This window comes from Eoetvoesiella sp., assembly GCF_035555955.1.
GTDB lineage: Bacteria > Pseudomonadota > Gammaproteobacteria > Burkholderiales > Burkholderiaceae_B > Eoetvoesia.
In genome coordinates this window covers 1-14,031 of the sequence record NZ_DATMGA010000015.1, presented here as the reverse complement: position 1 = coordinate 14,031, position 14,031 = coordinate 1, and the positions used below count along the sequence as shown (strand labels likewise).

The 14,031-nt window shown below is 62.4% G+C and carries 12 protein-coding genes, 1 tRNA gene and 1 pseudogene; 8 read left to right on the top strand and 6 right to left on the bottom strand.

Annotated elements, in window-relative coordinates; all coding sequences use genetic code 11:
- Positions 1-99: 99 nt before the first annotated feature.
- The 4 genes from dnaK to hrcA form a co-directional block, all read right to left on the bottom strand.
- Positions 100-2,022: a molecular chaperone DnaK gene (dnaK, locus tag VNT00_RS04280; RefSeq protein ID WP_325584862.1), complete on the bottom strand. Its 1,923-nt coding sequence runs from the start codon at positions 2,020-2,022 to the stop codon at positions 100-102.
- Positions 2,023-2,144: 122 nt separating this feature from the next.
- Complete coding sequence (gene grpE / locus VNT00_RS04275) at positions 2,145-2,726, bottom strand: nucleotide exchange factor GrpE (protein ID WP_325584860.1); 582 nt, start codon at positions 2,724-2,726, stop codon at positions 2,145-2,147.
- 117 nt (positions 2,727-2,843) lie between these two features.
- A complete protein-coding gene (gene hemH, locus VNT00_RS04270; RefSeq protein WP_414650883.1) occupies positions 2,844-3,902 on the bottom strand; it encodes a ferrochelatase in 1,059 nt (352 codons plus the stop codon).
- A 68-nt stretch (positions 3,903-3,970) separates the two neighbouring features.
- Entirely contained in the window at positions 3,971-4,981 is a 1,011-nt protein-coding gene (hrcA, locus tag VNT00_RS04265) for a heat-inducible transcriptional repressor HrcA (RefSeq protein ID WP_325584858.1), read from the bottom strand.
- Positions 4,982-5,103: 122 nt separating this feature from the next.
- Here hrcA and VNT00_RS04260 point away from each other — a divergent pair, with 122 nt between their 5' ends.
- Both VNT00_RS04260 and recN read left to right on the top strand, forming a co-directional pair.
- Complete coding sequence (locus tag VNT00_RS04260; RefSeq protein ID WP_325584856.1) at positions 5,104-6,003, top strand: NAD kinase; 900 nt, start codon at positions 5,104-5,106, stop codon at positions 6,001-6,003.
- A 3-nt stretch (positions 6,004-6,006) separates the two neighbouring features.
- Positions 6,007-7,650: a DNA repair protein RecN gene (recN, locus tag VNT00_RS04255; protein WP_325584854.1), complete on the top strand. Its 1,644-nt coding sequence runs from the start codon at positions 6,007-6,009 to the stop codon at positions 7,648-7,650.
- Between the two features lie 46 nt (positions 7,651-7,696).
- On the opposite strand, the gene fur is transcribed toward recN, so the two are convergent.
- On the bottom strand, positions 7,697-8,119 hold the full coding sequence (fur, locus tag VNT00_RS04250) for a ferric iron uptake transcriptional regulator (protein ID WP_325584852.1): 423 nt from the start codon (positions 8,117-8,119) through the stop codon (positions 7,697-7,699).
- A gap of 178 nt (positions 8,120-8,297) precedes the next feature.
- On the opposite strand from fur, the pseudogene VNT00_RS04245 reads away from it, so the two are divergent.
- Positions 8,298-8,762 (top strand): annotated as a pseudogene (locus VNT00_RS04245) (outer membrane protein assembly factor BamE); the annotation flags it as partial.
- Between the two features lie 191 nt (positions 8,763-8,953).
- The gene (gene dapB, locus VNT00_RS04240) at positions 8,954-9,751 is read left to right on the top strand and encodes a 4-hydroxy-tetrahydrodipicolinate reductase (RefSeq protein ID WP_325584850.1); all 798 of its coding nucleotides are present in this window, start codon (positions 8,954-8,956) and stop codon (positions 9,749-9,751) included.
- Positions 9,752-9,800: 49 nt separating this feature from the next.
- Here dapB and murB read toward each other — a convergent pair whose 3' ends face one another.
- On the bottom strand, positions 9,801-10,820 hold the full coding sequence (murB, locus tag VNT00_RS04235; RefSeq protein WP_414650882.1) for a UDP-N-acetylmuramate dehydrogenase: 1,020 nt from the start codon (positions 10,818-10,820) through the stop codon (positions 9,801-9,803).
- Positions 10,821-11,042: 222 nt separating this feature from the next.
- Here murB and VNT00_RS04230 point away from each other — a divergent pair.
- The 4 genes from VNT00_RS04230 to VNT00_RS04215 all read left to right on the top strand — a co-directional run.
- Positions 11,043-11,118: transfer RNA gene (locus VNT00_RS04230), tRNA-Gly, on the top strand.
- Positions 11,119-11,467: 349 nt separating this feature from the next.
- Entirely contained in the window at positions 11,468-13,117 is a 1,650-nt protein-coding gene (locus VNT00_RS04225; protein WP_325584849.1) for a thiamine pyrophosphate-binding protein, read from the top strand.
- A gap of 82 nt (positions 13,118-13,199) precedes the next feature.
- On the top strand, positions 13,200-13,559 hold the full coding sequence (locus VNT00_RS04220; RefSeq protein ID WP_325584847.1) for a CidA/LrgA family protein: 360 nt from the start codon (positions 13,200-13,202) through the stop codon (positions 13,557-13,559).
- 3 nt (positions 13,560-13,562) lie between these two features.
- Positions 13,563-14,031 (top strand): LrgB family protein (locus VNT00_RS04215; RefSeq protein ID WP_325584845.1); only part of this gene is annotated, 469 nt, incomplete at its 3' end.

Below are 14,031 nucleotides of genomic sequence, written 5' to 3'. Positions count from 1 at the left end.
ATAGCGCCGCGGGCGCCTTCTTGCTCTTCACATCAAAAAAATGCGCCCGATTTCCAGCCAAACACCGGAAATCGGGCTCTGAACCATCAGGGCATAGCCTTACTGGTCGCGCTTTACTTCTTTAAAGTCGGCATCGACGACGTTGTCGTCGGCTGGCTCGGATGCCGCCTGGCCGCCCTGCTGCGCCGCGGCCTGAGCCTGCATGTCGGCGTACATTTTCTCGCCGAGCTTTTGCGACGCGGTGGACAGCGCCTCGATCTTGGCGTCGATGGCAGCCTTGTCGCCGTCCTTGAGGGTGTCCTCGAGGTCTTTGATGGCCGCTTCGATGGACTCTTTCTCGGAGGCCTCGAGCTTGTCGCCGTACTCTTCCAGCGACTTGCGCGTGGAATGAACCAGTCCGTCGGCCTGGTTGCGGGTTTGCGCCAGCTCGGCCACGCGATGATCGTCCTCGGCGTTGGCCTCGGCGTCCTTGACCATGCGTTCGATCTCTTCATCGGTCAGACCGGAATTGGCCTTGATGGTGATCTTGTTTTCCTTGCCCGTGCCTTTGTCCTTGGCCGACACATGCAAAATGCCGTTGGCGTCGATATCGAAAGTGACTTCGATTTGCGGCGTCCCGCGCACTGCCGGAGGAATGCCTTCCAGGTTGAACTCGCCCAGCGCCTTGTTGCCCGCGGCGATTTCGCGTTCGCCCTGGAACACCTTGATGGTCACGGCAGGCTGGTTGTCGTCGGCCGTGGAGAACACCTGCGAGAACCGGGTGGGAATCGTGGTGTTCTTCTGGATCATCTTGGTCATGACGCCGCCCAGGGTTTCGATACCCAGGGACAAGGGGGTCACGTCCAGCAGCAGCACGTCCTTGCGGTCGCCCGCCAGCACGGAACCCTGGATGGCGGCGCCCGCGGCGACAGCCTCGTCGGGGTTGACGTCTTTGCGGGGCTCGCGGCCGAACAGTTCCTTGACCTGCTCCTGCACCTTGGGCATGCGGGTCATGCCGCCGACCAGGATGACGTCGTCGACCTCGGAAACCTTGATGCCGGCGTCCTTGATGGCGATGCGGCAAGGCTCGATGGTGCGCTCGATGAGTTCTTCGACCAGCGCTTCCAGCTTGGCGCGCGTGATCTTCAGGTTCAGGTGCTTGGGGCCCGAGGCATCGGCCGTGATGTACGGCAGGTTGATCTCGGTTTGCTGGGCAGAGGACAGCTCGATCTTGGCCTTTTCAGCGGATTCCTTCAGGCGCTGCAGGGCCAGCACGTCTTTCGACAGATCGACGCCGCTTTCCTTCTTGAACTCGGTGATGATGTAGTCGATGATGCGCTGGTCGAAGTCTTCGCCGCCCAGGAAGGTGTCGCCGTTGGTCGACAGAACCTCGAACTGCTTTTCGCCATCGACGTCGGCGATTTCGATGATGGAAATATCGAAGGTGCCGCCGCCCAGGTCATACACGGCGATCTTGCGGTCGCCCTTTTCGGCCTTGTCCATGCCAAAGGCCAGCGCCGCCGCGGTGGGCTCGTTGATGATGCGCTTGACGTCCAGCCCGGCGATGCGCCCTGCGTCCTTGGTGGCCTGGCGCTGGCTGTCGTTGAAGTAGGCCGGAACCGTGATGACGGCCTCGGTGACTTCTTCGCCCAGGTAATCCTCGGCGGTTTTCTTCATTTTGCGCAGCACGTCGGCCGACACTTGGGGAGGCGCCAGCTTCTTGCCTTGCGCTTCGACCCAGGCGTCGCCGTTGTCGGCCTTGAAGATTTTGTAAGGCATCAAATGGATGTCTTTTTGCACGGCCTTTTCGTCGAACTTGCGGCCGATGAGGCGCTTGACCGCGTACAGCGTGTTCGCGGGGTTGGTGACGGCCTGGCGCTTGGCGGGAGCCCCGACCAGCACTTCGCCGTCCCCCATGTAGGCGACGATGGAAGGCGTCGTGCGCGCGCCTTCGGAGTTTTCAATAATCTTGACCTTGCCGCCTTCCAGGACGGAAACACAGCTGTTCGTGGTGCCAAGGTCAATACCGATAATTTTGCTCATGATCTGCAACCCTGAAAAATATTCTTGAATGATGAAATACGAGATGTTCTACAAGTGGGGGCTGGCACAGCCTTTTCAAGCCCGTTTTTCCCCGTGTTTTATGTTTTATGGTGCACTGCACTCTACTGGGCAGGCTGGCCGGACGAAACCGTGACCAGGGCCGGCCGCAGCACGCGCTCGGCGATGGTGTAGCCTTTCTGCAAGGTCTGGACCACCGCGCCCTCGGCCTGTTCGGACGGAATGGACGAAATGGCCTGATGCACGTGGGGGTCGAATTTGTCGCCGGGTTCGGGCGCGACCTCCTTGAGCAGATTGCGCTCGAAAGCCCCGACCAGTTGCTTGAGGGTGGCTTCCACGCCCGCGCGCCAGGCCTCGGCGGTCTGGTCGGCCTGGGCCAGGGCGGCTTCGAGGCTGTCCTTGACGGGCACCAGGCTTTCGGCGAACGACTCCGTGCCGAACTTGCGGGCCTTGGCCACGTCTTCCTGGGCGCGCCGGCGAACGTTTTCGACCTCGGCCTTGGCGCGCAGCAGTTCCTCGTAGTATTGGGCAACCTGGGCTTCGGCGTTCTTCAGCAAGACAGCCAGATCCTCCGGCTGCTCGATATCGGACTCCACGATTTCGGGCTCGTTGATCTCGAGCTTCTCGGACGTGTCCGTTGCTGGGTTTTCTTTTTTGGAATCAAAGGGTTGATCCGTTGACGACATGGGGGAACTCCGCTACGAAATAAACTTGATTGTATGAAAGTGGGGACGTTTTCCCCAACTTCAAGCCCTGAACCGGCCCTGATCGCCCCGTCTGCAAGCAGGGCCTGCCCATCCGGACTATCCTCGGCCCGCCAGCCAGCCTTCAATATGGCGCCGGATGAGCCGGGCAAGACCCTCGGCCCACTGCGCATCGCCGTTCAGGCAGGGAATGTAGCGGAACTGCTTGCCGCCACTGCCCAGGAAGGCGTCTCGGCACTGCATCTGGATTTCCTCCAGAGTTTCGAGGCAGTCGGCCAGGAAGCCGGGGCACAGTACGTCGACCTGGGCAATGCCCTGCCTGGCCCACTGCTGCAGGGTCGGCATGGTGTAGGGTTCGAGCCAGCGCTGGGCGCCAAAACGGCTTTGAAACGCCACGTGCACGAGCTGCCCGTCTTCGCCAAGATGCTGGCGCAAGGCCTGGGCGGTCTCCATGCAATCGCGGTGATAGGGATCGCCCTGCTCCACGGTAACACGGGGAAGGCCATGGAAACTGAGCAGCAGGCGCTGCGGCTTGCCGCGCTCCTGCCAGAATTGCCGCAGCTGGCGGGCCAGCGCCTCGATATAGGCCGGCTCGGTGTTGTAGCGCTTGACGAAACGCAGTTCCGGCTGGTTGCGCACGCGCGCCAGGCAGGCCATGACCGCGTCCACGGCGGTGGCCGTCGTGCTGGCCGCGTATTGTGGATACATGGGCAGGACAAGAATGCGCTCGCACCCCCGGCCGCGCAAGCGCGCCAGCGCATCGGCGATGGAAGGGTTGCCGTAGCGCATGCCGGCTTCGACCACGGCATCGATCCCCGTCCCGACCAGCGCCGCCTGCACCGCCCGGGCCTGGGCAAGGCTGTACACCAGCAGGGGCGACCCCTGCTCCAGCCAGATTTCCCTATAGCGCGGCGCCAGCTTGCGCGGCCGCAAGGGCAGCACCGCCCCGCGCAATATGGGCTGCCAAAGCCACTGCGGCATTTCGATGACGCGGGGATCGGACAGGAATTCGCCCAGGTATTTGCGGATCGAGCCCGCCGTCGCCTCGTCGGGCGTGCCCAGATTGATCATGAGAACGCCAATCGGCCCGGCCAGGCGGATGGGAGGGGTAGCCTCGAGGGCATGCGGATCGGACGGCTCGGGGAGAAATCGGGACACGGAAATTCCTGGCAAAAGCAAAGCCGCGGCAATGCCGGCGGCGAAAACGGGCTGGCAATGAAGCGGGATCAGGTTTGATTATGGCTTAACGCATTGGACAGCAGGCGGGAGGTGATGTCGACGATGGGGATGACGCGCTCGTAGGACATGCGGGTCGGACCGATGACGCCCAAGGTGCCCACCACCTTGCCATTGACGCCATAAGGCGCGGTGATGACCGAGACATCCTCCATGGGCACCAATTGCGAATCGCCGCCAATGTAGATTTGCACCCCCTGGGCCCGGCTGGATACGTCCAGCAGCTGCAGCAGGTCGGTTTTTTTCTCGAACAGCGAGAACATGCGGCGCAGGCGATCCATGTCGGAGGCGATTTCGGAGATGTCGAGCAGCTTGCTTTCGCCCGAGATGACCACGGATTCGTCGGTGTCGACCTTGGCCGTGCCGGCCTCGACCGCCGCCTGCATCAGGCGGGAAATATCGGCCTGCAGGGAAGACAGTTCGTCGGCGATGGCCACCCGCACTTCTTCGAAGGACATGCCGGCGAAATGGTGGTTGAAGAAATTGCTGGCTTCCAGCAGTTCCTGCTCGAGGTAGTCGCGCTGCACGAACAGGATGCGGTTCTGCACGTCGCCGTCGGGCGTGACGATGATGAGCAGCACCCGTTTTTCGGACAAGCGGATGAACTCGATCTGGCGGAACACCTGGGCGCGCTTGGGCGCCAGCACGACGCCGGCGAACTGGCTCAGGTTGGACAAAAGCGTCGCGGCGGCGCTGACCGCCCGGCTGGGCTCGGCGGCCGGCAGCATTTCGCGGATCTCGCTGGGCTGAAGGACTTCGAAGCGCTGGACCGCCAGCAGCCTGTCGACGAACATGCGATAGCCGCGCGGCGTGGGAACACGCCCGGCCGAGGCATGGGGACTATGGATAAGCCCGAGCTCTTCGAGGTCGGCCATGACGTTGCGTATGGTGGCCGGCGAAAGGTCGAATACTTTCGACAGCGTGCGCGAACCCACGGGCTGCCCGTCGGCGATATAACGTTCTATCAGGGCTTTTAAAAGCGCTTTGGCTCGATCATCCATATTCGTATATTACGCAATTCGGCGGCAAACAGGGTGTTTTACGTACAGCCACAACCCCCCGGGGGAACATATAATCAATTTATCCTAAATATCCTAAAAAAAACTCGACAAGGTATTCCCACATGCATTTTAAAACTGTCGCACTTATCGGCAGGCACCAGGATACGGGTCTGGATGCCCCCTTGCGCAGTCTGGCCGAAACCATACGGGCGGCGGGATGCAAGGTACTGATCGAAGCCGAAACGGCGCAGAACACCGGCCTTGCCGAATACCCCGTCGCCAGCTACGAAGAAATCGGCCGGCAGGCCGACCTGGCCGTCATCATGGGGGGCGACGGCACCATGCTGGGCGCCAGCCGCATGCTCGCGCCCAGCAAAGTACCGCTTATCGGCATCAACCATGGCCGGCTGGGCTTCATCACCGACATCCCCCTGCACGACGCCACCAACGTGCTGGCCAGCGTCATTCACGGCAATTTCGAGGTCGAAGAACGCATCCTGCTCGAAGGACGGATCGTACGCGGCGACCAGACCCTGTTCTCGGGCATCGCCCTGAACGACGTCGTCATCAACCGTGCGGGACGGGGCGGCATGATCGAACTGCGCGTCGAGCTCGACGGCTCGTTCATGTACAGCCAGCGCGCCGACGGCCTCATCATCGCCACCCCCACCGGATCCACCGCCTATGCCCTTTCGGCCAACGGCCCCATCCTACACCCCCGGCTCAACGGCATACTGCTGGTACCCGTCGCGCCGCAAGCGCTGTCGAACCGGCCCATCGCCATTCCCGACAGCGGGCTGCTAAGCATGACCATCACCGCGCTGGGCCGCGTCGAATCCGGCGCCAGCGTGCACTTCGACATGCAAACCTGGTCCGACTGCCAGCCCGGCGACCGCATCGACGTGCGCCGGGCCCAGCATACCGTCCAGTTCATCCACCCCATCGGCTACAGCTTCTTTTCCACCCTGCGGCGCAAGCTGCAATGGAATCGCATGCCGCAACTGTCGGACGAAACCGAATAAGCCATGCTGCGCACCCTGCACATCCGTGACTTCGTCATTGTCGACCAGGCGGAAATCCCCTTCGAGGCGGGCTTTACCGTCTTCTCGGGCGAGACCGGCGCCGGCAAGTCCATACTCATCGATGCGCTGTCGCTGGCGCTGGGCGCGCGCGGCGATGCCGGATCCATACGCGAAGGCGCCAGCCGGGCCGACATCAGCGCCGTTTTCCAGGCCCCCGAAAGCCTGAGCGGCTGGCTTGCCGAACAAGAGCTGGACTCCGACGACGTCCTGGTGCTTCGGCGCGTCATCGACCAGCAGGGACGCAGCAAGGCCTTCATCAACGGCCTGCCGGTCACGCTGGGCCAACTGCGCGAACTGGGAGAACACCTGGTCGACATCCACGGCCAGCACGCCCACCAAAGCCTGCTCAAGGCATCGAGCCAGCGCGAACTGCTCGACGCCCAGGGCGGCCACACCGCGCTTGCCCGGCAGGTGCAACAAGCCTGGCAGCACTGGCAGCAGGCCGACAAGGCGCTGGCATTGGCCCAGCGCAACGAAGCCACGCTCCAGGAAGAACGCGAGCAGCTCGAACGCCAGGCCTCCGAGCTCGACAGCCTGGGCCTGCAGGAAGGCGAATGGGAAAAGCTCAGCAACGACCATAGCCGCCTGGCCCACGCCCAATCCCTGCTCGAAGGCGCAACGCAGGCGCTGGCCGCGCTCGACAACGACGAGGGTTCGGCGCAATCGTATCTGAACGCCGCCGCGCACCAAATCTCGCAACTGCTGCGCCACGATACCCGGCTGGACAGCATCGGCCAGGCCATCGAATCGGCCCGCATCGCGGCCGCCGAGGCCGCCTCCGACCTCAACAGCTACCTCGACAAGCTCGACCTCGACCCCGAACGCCTGGCGCAAGCCGAGCAGCGCCTGTCCAGCATCTTCGATGCCGCGCGCAAATTCCGTGTCGAGCCGGGCGAGCTTCCCGAACTGCACCAGAAACTGCTGCGGCAGCTTGGCGAAAACAGCGCCGCCGCAAACATCGACGCGCTGCGGGAAACCGCCGCGCAAGCCCAGGCAGACTACCGCAAGCTTGCCCAGCAGCTTGGCAAGGCCCGCCAGAAAACCGCGGCAAAGCTGTCGGGGCTGGTCACCGAAGCCATGCAAACCCTGGCCATGCAGGGCGGCAGCTTCAAGATCGAGCTAACCCCCTCGCCCGCCTCGGCCCAGGGCGACGAAAGCGTCGAGTTCCTGGTGGCCGGCCATGGCGGAACACGCCCAAGGCCCTTGGCCAAGGTGGCCTCGGGCGGCGAGCTGGCGCGGATTTCACTGGCGCTGTCGGTCATTGCCAGCCAGGCGGCGCGCGTGCCCACGCTGATTTTCGACGAAGTGGACACCGGGGTGGGAGGCGCCGTGGCGGAAGTCGTCGGCCGTCTGCTCAAAGAGCTGGGCCAGCGCCACCAAGTGCTATGCGTTACGCACCTGCCTCAGGTTGCCGCGCGCGGGACGCATCATTACGAAGTGCGCAAGACAACCGCCAAGGGCATTACGTTGTCGCAAATCGAAGCCCTGGACGAACAGGGCCGCATCGACGAGGTGGCCCGCATGCTTGGCGGGCTGACCATAACCGACACCACCCGCAGGCACGCCAGGGAAATGCTGGCCGCTTAGAAGCACGAACGGCGGGCGGCGGAAACCGCCCGGGCCGGCAGGCGCCTTAGCGCATTTTGGTGTGGCAGTCGCCGCAAATGCCGTACAGCATCATGGTGTGGCTTTCAAGCACGAAGCCTTGATCCTTGGCGATTTTATGTTGGCGCTTTTCGATGTCGTGGTCGGTAAATTCGACCACCTTGCCGCAATTGGTGCAGATCAGGTGGTCGTGGTGGTCGCCGTCGTTGAGTTCGAACACGGCCTTGCCGCCATCGAACTGGCTGCGCACTAGGATACCCGCCTGTTCGAACTGAGTGAGCACCCTGTAGACGGTGGCCAGGCCAATGTCTACGTCTTCGTTGATGAGCGCGCGGTAGACATCTTCGGCGCTTTGATGGCGATGATCGGCTTTACGAAAAATGTCCAGGATTTTCAGGCGCGGAAACGTTGCCTTCAAACCCATGTTCTTCAGTTCATTTTGTTCGTTCATGGATAAAATAGTCTCTGGCGGAAGGTGGACAGCTGAGGCGCCGGGCAACAACCCCGGCGCCCGGTTCATTCTAACGCTATTATGCGTTTATTCTTAAACCATTATGATAACGGTTTTATCCTACCTCATATAACAGGGGCGCTTCGTGCTGACTACCGCAACATCACTCTTATTCAAGCTGCGCACCGGCGCGGCAGTTGGCGCATTGGCCATCGTCCTGTCGGCCTGCGGGGGCACGAAATGGGGCTTTCCGTACAAAACAGACATGCAGCAGGGCAACTGGATCACCTCCGAACAAGTCGCCCGGCTCGAAAAAGGCATGACGCGCGAGCAAGTGCGCTTCGTGCTCGGCACCCCTGTGCTGCAAGACATTTTCCGTACCAACCGCTGGGACTACACCTACTACAACAAGCCGGGCTACGGCAAAGCCGAAGAGCGCAAGTTCACAGTATGGTTCAAAGGCGACGTCCTGGATCACTGGGAAGGCGACCAGCAACCCGACCGCCAGCCTTTCCAGAAAACCGATAACGGCGCCAAGCCCGCGCCCTCTTCCGATACGGACAGCGCCAAGGAGCAGGCCGCCTCGGCCACGAAAAGCGCCGCTGCGGCAAGCGCGCCGGCAGCCGATGCGGCCGCGCCCAATGCCGCCGGCACCACCACGGAAACCCACGCCGTCCCAAGCTCGGAAACAAGCAATGATGCAAGCCGCGACAAGGCCGCAAGCACGTCGACGCTGTCCGGCGAAGGCACGGGCCTTAGAATCAACGCCCCCGGCAGCGACACGCTGACGCTGCCGAACGAATCCTCCCCCCAACCCTTGCGCTAGAGGAAACAATGCGTATTGCCATAGCTGGAGCCGACGGCCGCATGGGCCGCATGCTGATCGAAGCCGTTCTCAACGCCGCCGACCTGAGCCTTACTGTCGCGCTCGATCGCGCCGGGTCCCCCTGCCTTGGTCAAGATGCGGGCGCCTTCCTGGGCCAGGACACCGGCGTCCTCATTACCGACAATCTCGACGAGCTCGCCAAGGCCGACTGCCTTATCGATTTCACCCGCCCCGAAGGCACGCTGGCTCATCTGGAAGCCTGCATCAAGCATGGCGTCAAATGCGTCATCGGCACAACCGGTTTCAACGAGCAAGGCAAGCAGGCCATCCAGGCGGCCAGCCATAAAGTTGCCATCGTCTTCGCCCCCAACATGAGCGTGGGCGTCAACGCCACCCTGAAGCTGCTCGACCTCGCGGCCAAGCTGCTCAACAACGGCTACGACGTCGAAGTCTTCGAAGCCCACCATCGCAACAAGGTGGATGCCCCCTCCGGCACCGCCCTGATCATGGGCGAAACCGTGGCCAACGCCTGGGGCGAAAAGCTGGACGACATTGCCGACTGGGCCCGCCACGGCGAAACCGGCGCCCGCGAAACCGGCCATATCGGCTTTTCGGTGGTGCGCGGCGGCGACATCGTGGGCGACCATACCGTTTATTTCTGCGGCACCGGCGAACGCATCGAAATCACCCACCGCTCGACCAGCCGAGCCACCTACGCCCAGGGCAGCCTGCGCGCCGCCCGCTACCTGGCCCGCAAAGAATTCGGCCTGTTCGACATGCAGGACGTGCTGTCCGCCCAACTGTAAATCCTGGCCCGGCACATGGGCGGCTTCCGCCGCCCGCACCCCTGAAATCCTAGGAAACGTTCACCGGCTCTTGCTCCAGCAAGACGCCGAAACGCTTCTGCACGTCGGCGCGAATGGCCTCGGCCAGCGCGGCAATGTCCCGCGAGCTGGCGCCGCCGTGATTCACCAGCACCAGCGCCTGCCGGTCGTGGACACCCATCGGCCCCATGCGGCGGCCTTTCCAGCCTGCCTGGTCGATCAGCCAGCCCGCGGCCAGCTTGTAGCTGCCGTCATCCTGGGGGTAGGCCACCAGTTGTTCGTACTGCCTGCGCAATGCCTCGTAGCGCTCGGCGCCGACAATGGGGTTCTTGAAAAAACTGCCCGCATTGCCCAACACCGCAGGATCGGGCAGCTTGCGCCGGCGCACTTCGCAGACCGCCTCGAAGATCTGCCGGGCCTCGACGGCCTTGCCTGCCGCCAGCAGAACCGGATGCCGGGCAAGGTCGGGATAGCCCAGAACCGGCCGCCATGGCCGGGGCAAGCGAAAACGCACCGCCACGATCAGCCAGCGCCCGGCGGGTTCATGCTTGAAAAAGCTGTCGCGATATGAAAAACGGCATTCGTCGCGGGACAGCTCCCGCAAACGGCCTTCCTGCAGGTTCCAGGCCACCACGCTGTGCAGCCGCTGATCCAGCTCGACCCCGTACGCGCCAATGTTCTGCACCGGCGCCGCGCCCACCGTGCCCGGAATCAAGGCCAGGTTTTCAAGGCCCGGCCAACCGTTCTCCATGCACAGCGCGACAAAGTCGTGCCAGCACTCCCCTGCCTGCGCCTCGACGACGAGCTCGGTGCTGGATTCCTCCACCACCCGGATACCGCGCGACTCCACCTTGAGGACCAGCGACTCCAGCCGAGGTGCCAGCACCACATTGCTGCCGCCGCCCAGCACGAACACAGCGCCATGCTCCGCCGCCAGCCGCGACAACTCCGGCAATTCGTCGGCATGCCGATAGCGCACCAGCGCCGACGCGCCCGAACGCAGGCCCAGCGTATTGCAGGAAGTCAGATCTTGAGAGATTACGTGCAGCAAAACGTTGCCCAAAAGGAAAATGAAATTATGCTATACTTTTCGTCTTTGCTGAATGCAGCTTTATTTTTTGGCGCGGGTTAGGTGATAAACCCGGGTAATACACCCGGCAAGCAATCAAAACCTGATTTGCACGGCCAAAAAATTTACTATATACTGCGAAGCTTCTTCGGAATACGGCACTTAAAACAGCGCCAAATATCCCAAGAAAAAATGCAGCAAAATGCGGGAGTAGCTCAGTTGGTAGAGCGCAACCTTGCCAAGGTTGAGGTCGCGAGTTCGAGACTCGTCTCCCGCTCCAAATTCTAAAAAAAGCCCAAACTTCGGTTTGGGCTTTTTTGCGTTCAGGCGTTCTTCAATGCCGTGCTCAAGCCTGTCCGACTCGACAAGAGGCTGGCCGCCACCCTCAAGGAACATAAACAACGCATGACCAACATCTACTGGCAACATTGGCATTCGCTACATCGATCGCAAAAACGAGTCTAATAGAATACCAGTGCCCCCGTTAATGATGAGGAGCCGCCGAGCTGTCTGCCGTAGATAGCGTTTTCCAGCCTGCGTTGTAGACGAGTATTCCCAGGGTGGTTCAGGATCCAGCTGGGGAGGCGGCAACAGGATTCATTCGAAATTGGATGATTAGAGGAGAAACCGTGAAAGTCTACGAAGCCATTGCCCGGGGATTGTCGGACCTGGGTTGTACGGAACTGTTTGGAGTGCTCGGGGACGGTTGTGTATACGTCATCGACAGTTTTCGCCGTGATTGCAACGGGCACTATGTGGCGGCGGTGCATGAAGGCAGCGCCGTGTTGATGGCTCAGGGTTGGGCGCGCGTGGCAGGCAAGGTTGGCGTGGCTGCGGTCACCCACGGCCCCGGGTTGGCGAACACCGTCACGGCCCTGGTCGAAGGCGTCAAGGCAGGCACTTCCATGGTGCTGCTCGCCGGCGATACCCCGGTGATCGACCGTGAGCACGCCCAGAACATAAACCAGCGGGAGCTGGTTGCCGCGACCGGCGCAGGTTTCGAGCAGCTGCGCAGCCCGGAGACCGTGGCCGAGGATCTGGCGCGCGCGTTTTACCGCGCCCACAGCGAGCATCGGCCGATCGTGTTCAACATGCCGGTGGAGTTCCAGTGGCAGGAAGTCGAATACCAGAAACCCTACCTGCGCCTGCCCGAGACGCGCAGCGCCATTGCCAGCAGCCAGGACATGGATGACGCCATCGGCATCATCGCCTCGTCGCACCTGCCGGTCGTTATCGCCGGGCGCGGGGTGAGCGGCCCGGAAGCCGAGGCTGCAGTATTGCGTTTTGCGCGCCGCATCGAGGCGCCAGTGGCAACCTCGTTGCGCGGGAAAGGCCTGTTTGCCGATGATCCCTTCCACCTCGGCATCTCCGGAACCGTGAGCCACGACGTAGCACTCGACGTCATTGGCCGCAGCGACTGCCTGATCGTGTTTGGCGCCAGCCTGAACAAATACACGTCGGGCGAGCGCGGCTTGACCCGCAACAAACGCATTATCCAGATCAACCCGGTAGCGGGTGAAATCGGACGCTGCACGCCAGTGACCGTCGGTATGGTCGGCGATCCTGGCTTGACGGCCGACGCCATGGTCAAGTGGCTGGATGAAGCCGAGATTCCCGGCTCCGGCGCGCGCAGCGACCATCTGCTCGAGGAACTCCAGGCTTATCACGGTCAGGCGCAAAAGAAACTCGTGCGTCCGACGCCTGCCGGAACCGTCGACCTTTACGAGGTGGCCTTTGCACTGGAAGAGGCACTGCCCAAGGATCGTGTGTTCCTCACCGGATCCGGGCGTTTCATGTTCGCGTTCTGGAACGTGATTTCAGTGCCGAATCCGCGCTCTTATGTCGACGGCAACGGCTTCTCGTCCATCGGCCTCGGCGCGGCCACCTCCATGGGCGCCGCCAAGGCGGCCGGAGACCGGCCTACCCTGCTCGTTACCGGTGACGGCGGCTTCATGCTCAGCGGCGTGAGCGAACTGGCCACCGCCGTGGCCGAGCAGCTGGATCTAGTGGTCGTCATCGCCAACGATGGCAGCTACGGCGCCGAGCACATTGCCCTGACCATGCACGACATGGATCCGAACATTTCGCTGCTGCCGTCGCGCGACTTCGCGCGCATCGCAGAGGCTTTCGGCTGCCAGGCGCAGACCGTGACCAGCAGCGCCGAACTGCAGGCCGCAATGGGCGCCCTGGCCAAGCGCGACCGCAAGCGCCCATTGCTGATCGACGTCAAGATCGACCCCGCGTCCGTATATGGCGGAACCGCCATTGCGCGCCCCTGACTTGACGACCAACAGCACGGAGCAAAGAAGGCAGCCGGAGTACGCTACTATTAACGCCCGACTTCACTGAAGAGAGGCGCGCATGATCGGAGCCATCGCCGGGCTGCTGTTGATGCAGCTCATCGGCACCTTGCTGGTGCAGTTTCTGCATATCCCTCTACCGGGGCCGGTGATCGGAATGCTGCTGCTCTTCGCCTATCTGCTCTGGCGCGGCAGTGCGCCGACGGCGCTGGTACGCACGACGAAACCGATTCTGGAAAATCTCTCGCTGCTCTTCGTACCCGCAGGGGTGGGAATCATTGCCCACTGGCGCGAGGCAGCGGATCAGGTATGGCAGATCGGGCTGGTGCTCGTGGCAGCCGCGGCGATCACCCTGTTGACTACAGCCTGGACACTGCACTTGCTGCTCAGGCGTCACGGCGCGCGGACGCTGGAGGAATAGACCATGCAGCTCGCGGCGATCTGGGTCTATCTGGCCAGCCAGCCCCTTCTCTGGCTGGCGCTGACGGTCGGCGTGTACTGGCTCGCCAAGCGGCTCTACGACACGGCACACGGATTCGCGCTGCTCAATCCCGTACTGGTATCGATCGTGGTCATCGTGGGGCTGCTTCTGGTCACGCATACCGGATACGACCAGTATTTCAACGGCGCGCAGTTCATCCACTTCCTGCTCGGGCCCGCAACGGTGGCGCTGGCGGTGCCGCTGATCGGCCAGTTGCCCGCACTCAAGCGCAATTTCATACCGATTTCCATCGCCCTGCTGGTGGGCGCGCTCACGGGCATTCTTTCCACGGTGGTGCTGTGCCGGCTCCTGGGCATGGACGGACAAACGATGCTATCGCTGTTGCCACGCTCCATCACCACACCGATCGCCATGGGTGTTTCAGACCAGATCGGCGGCAGCGCGGAGTTGA

Excerpts from the sequence above, each read along its gene's own strand:
- fur (WP_325584852.1), bottom strand. The coding sequence starts at position 8,119 with ATGAACGAACAAAATGAACTGAAGAACATGGGTTTGAAGGCAACGTTT.
- hrcA (WP_325584858.1), bottom strand. The coding sequence starts at position 4,981 with ATGGATGATCGAGCCAAAGCGCTTTTAAAAGCCCTGATAGAACGTTAT.
- dapB (WP_325584850.1), top strand. The coding sequence starts at position 8,954 with ATGCGTATTGCCATAGCTGGAGCCGACGGCCGCATGGGCCGCATGCTG.
- VNT00_RS04260 (WP_325584856.1), top strand. The coding sequence starts at position 5,104 with ATGCATTTTAAAACTGTCGCACTTATCGGCAGGCACCAGGATACGGGT.
- VNT00_RS04220 (WP_325584847.1), top strand. The coding sequence starts at position 13,200 with ATGATCGGAGCCATCGCCGGGCTGCTGTTGATGCAGCTCATCGGCACC.
- recN (WP_325584854.1), top strand. The coding sequence starts at position 6,007 with ATGCTGCGCACCCTGCACATCCGTGACTTCGTCATTGTCGACCAGGCG.
- grpE (WP_325584860.1), bottom strand. The coding sequence starts at position 2,726 with ATGTCGTCAACGGATCAACCCTTTGATTCCAAAAAAGAAAACCCAGCA.
- dnaK (WP_325584862.1), bottom strand. The coding sequence starts at position 2,022 with ATGAGCAAAATTATCGGTATTGACCTTGGCACCACGAACAGCTGTGTT.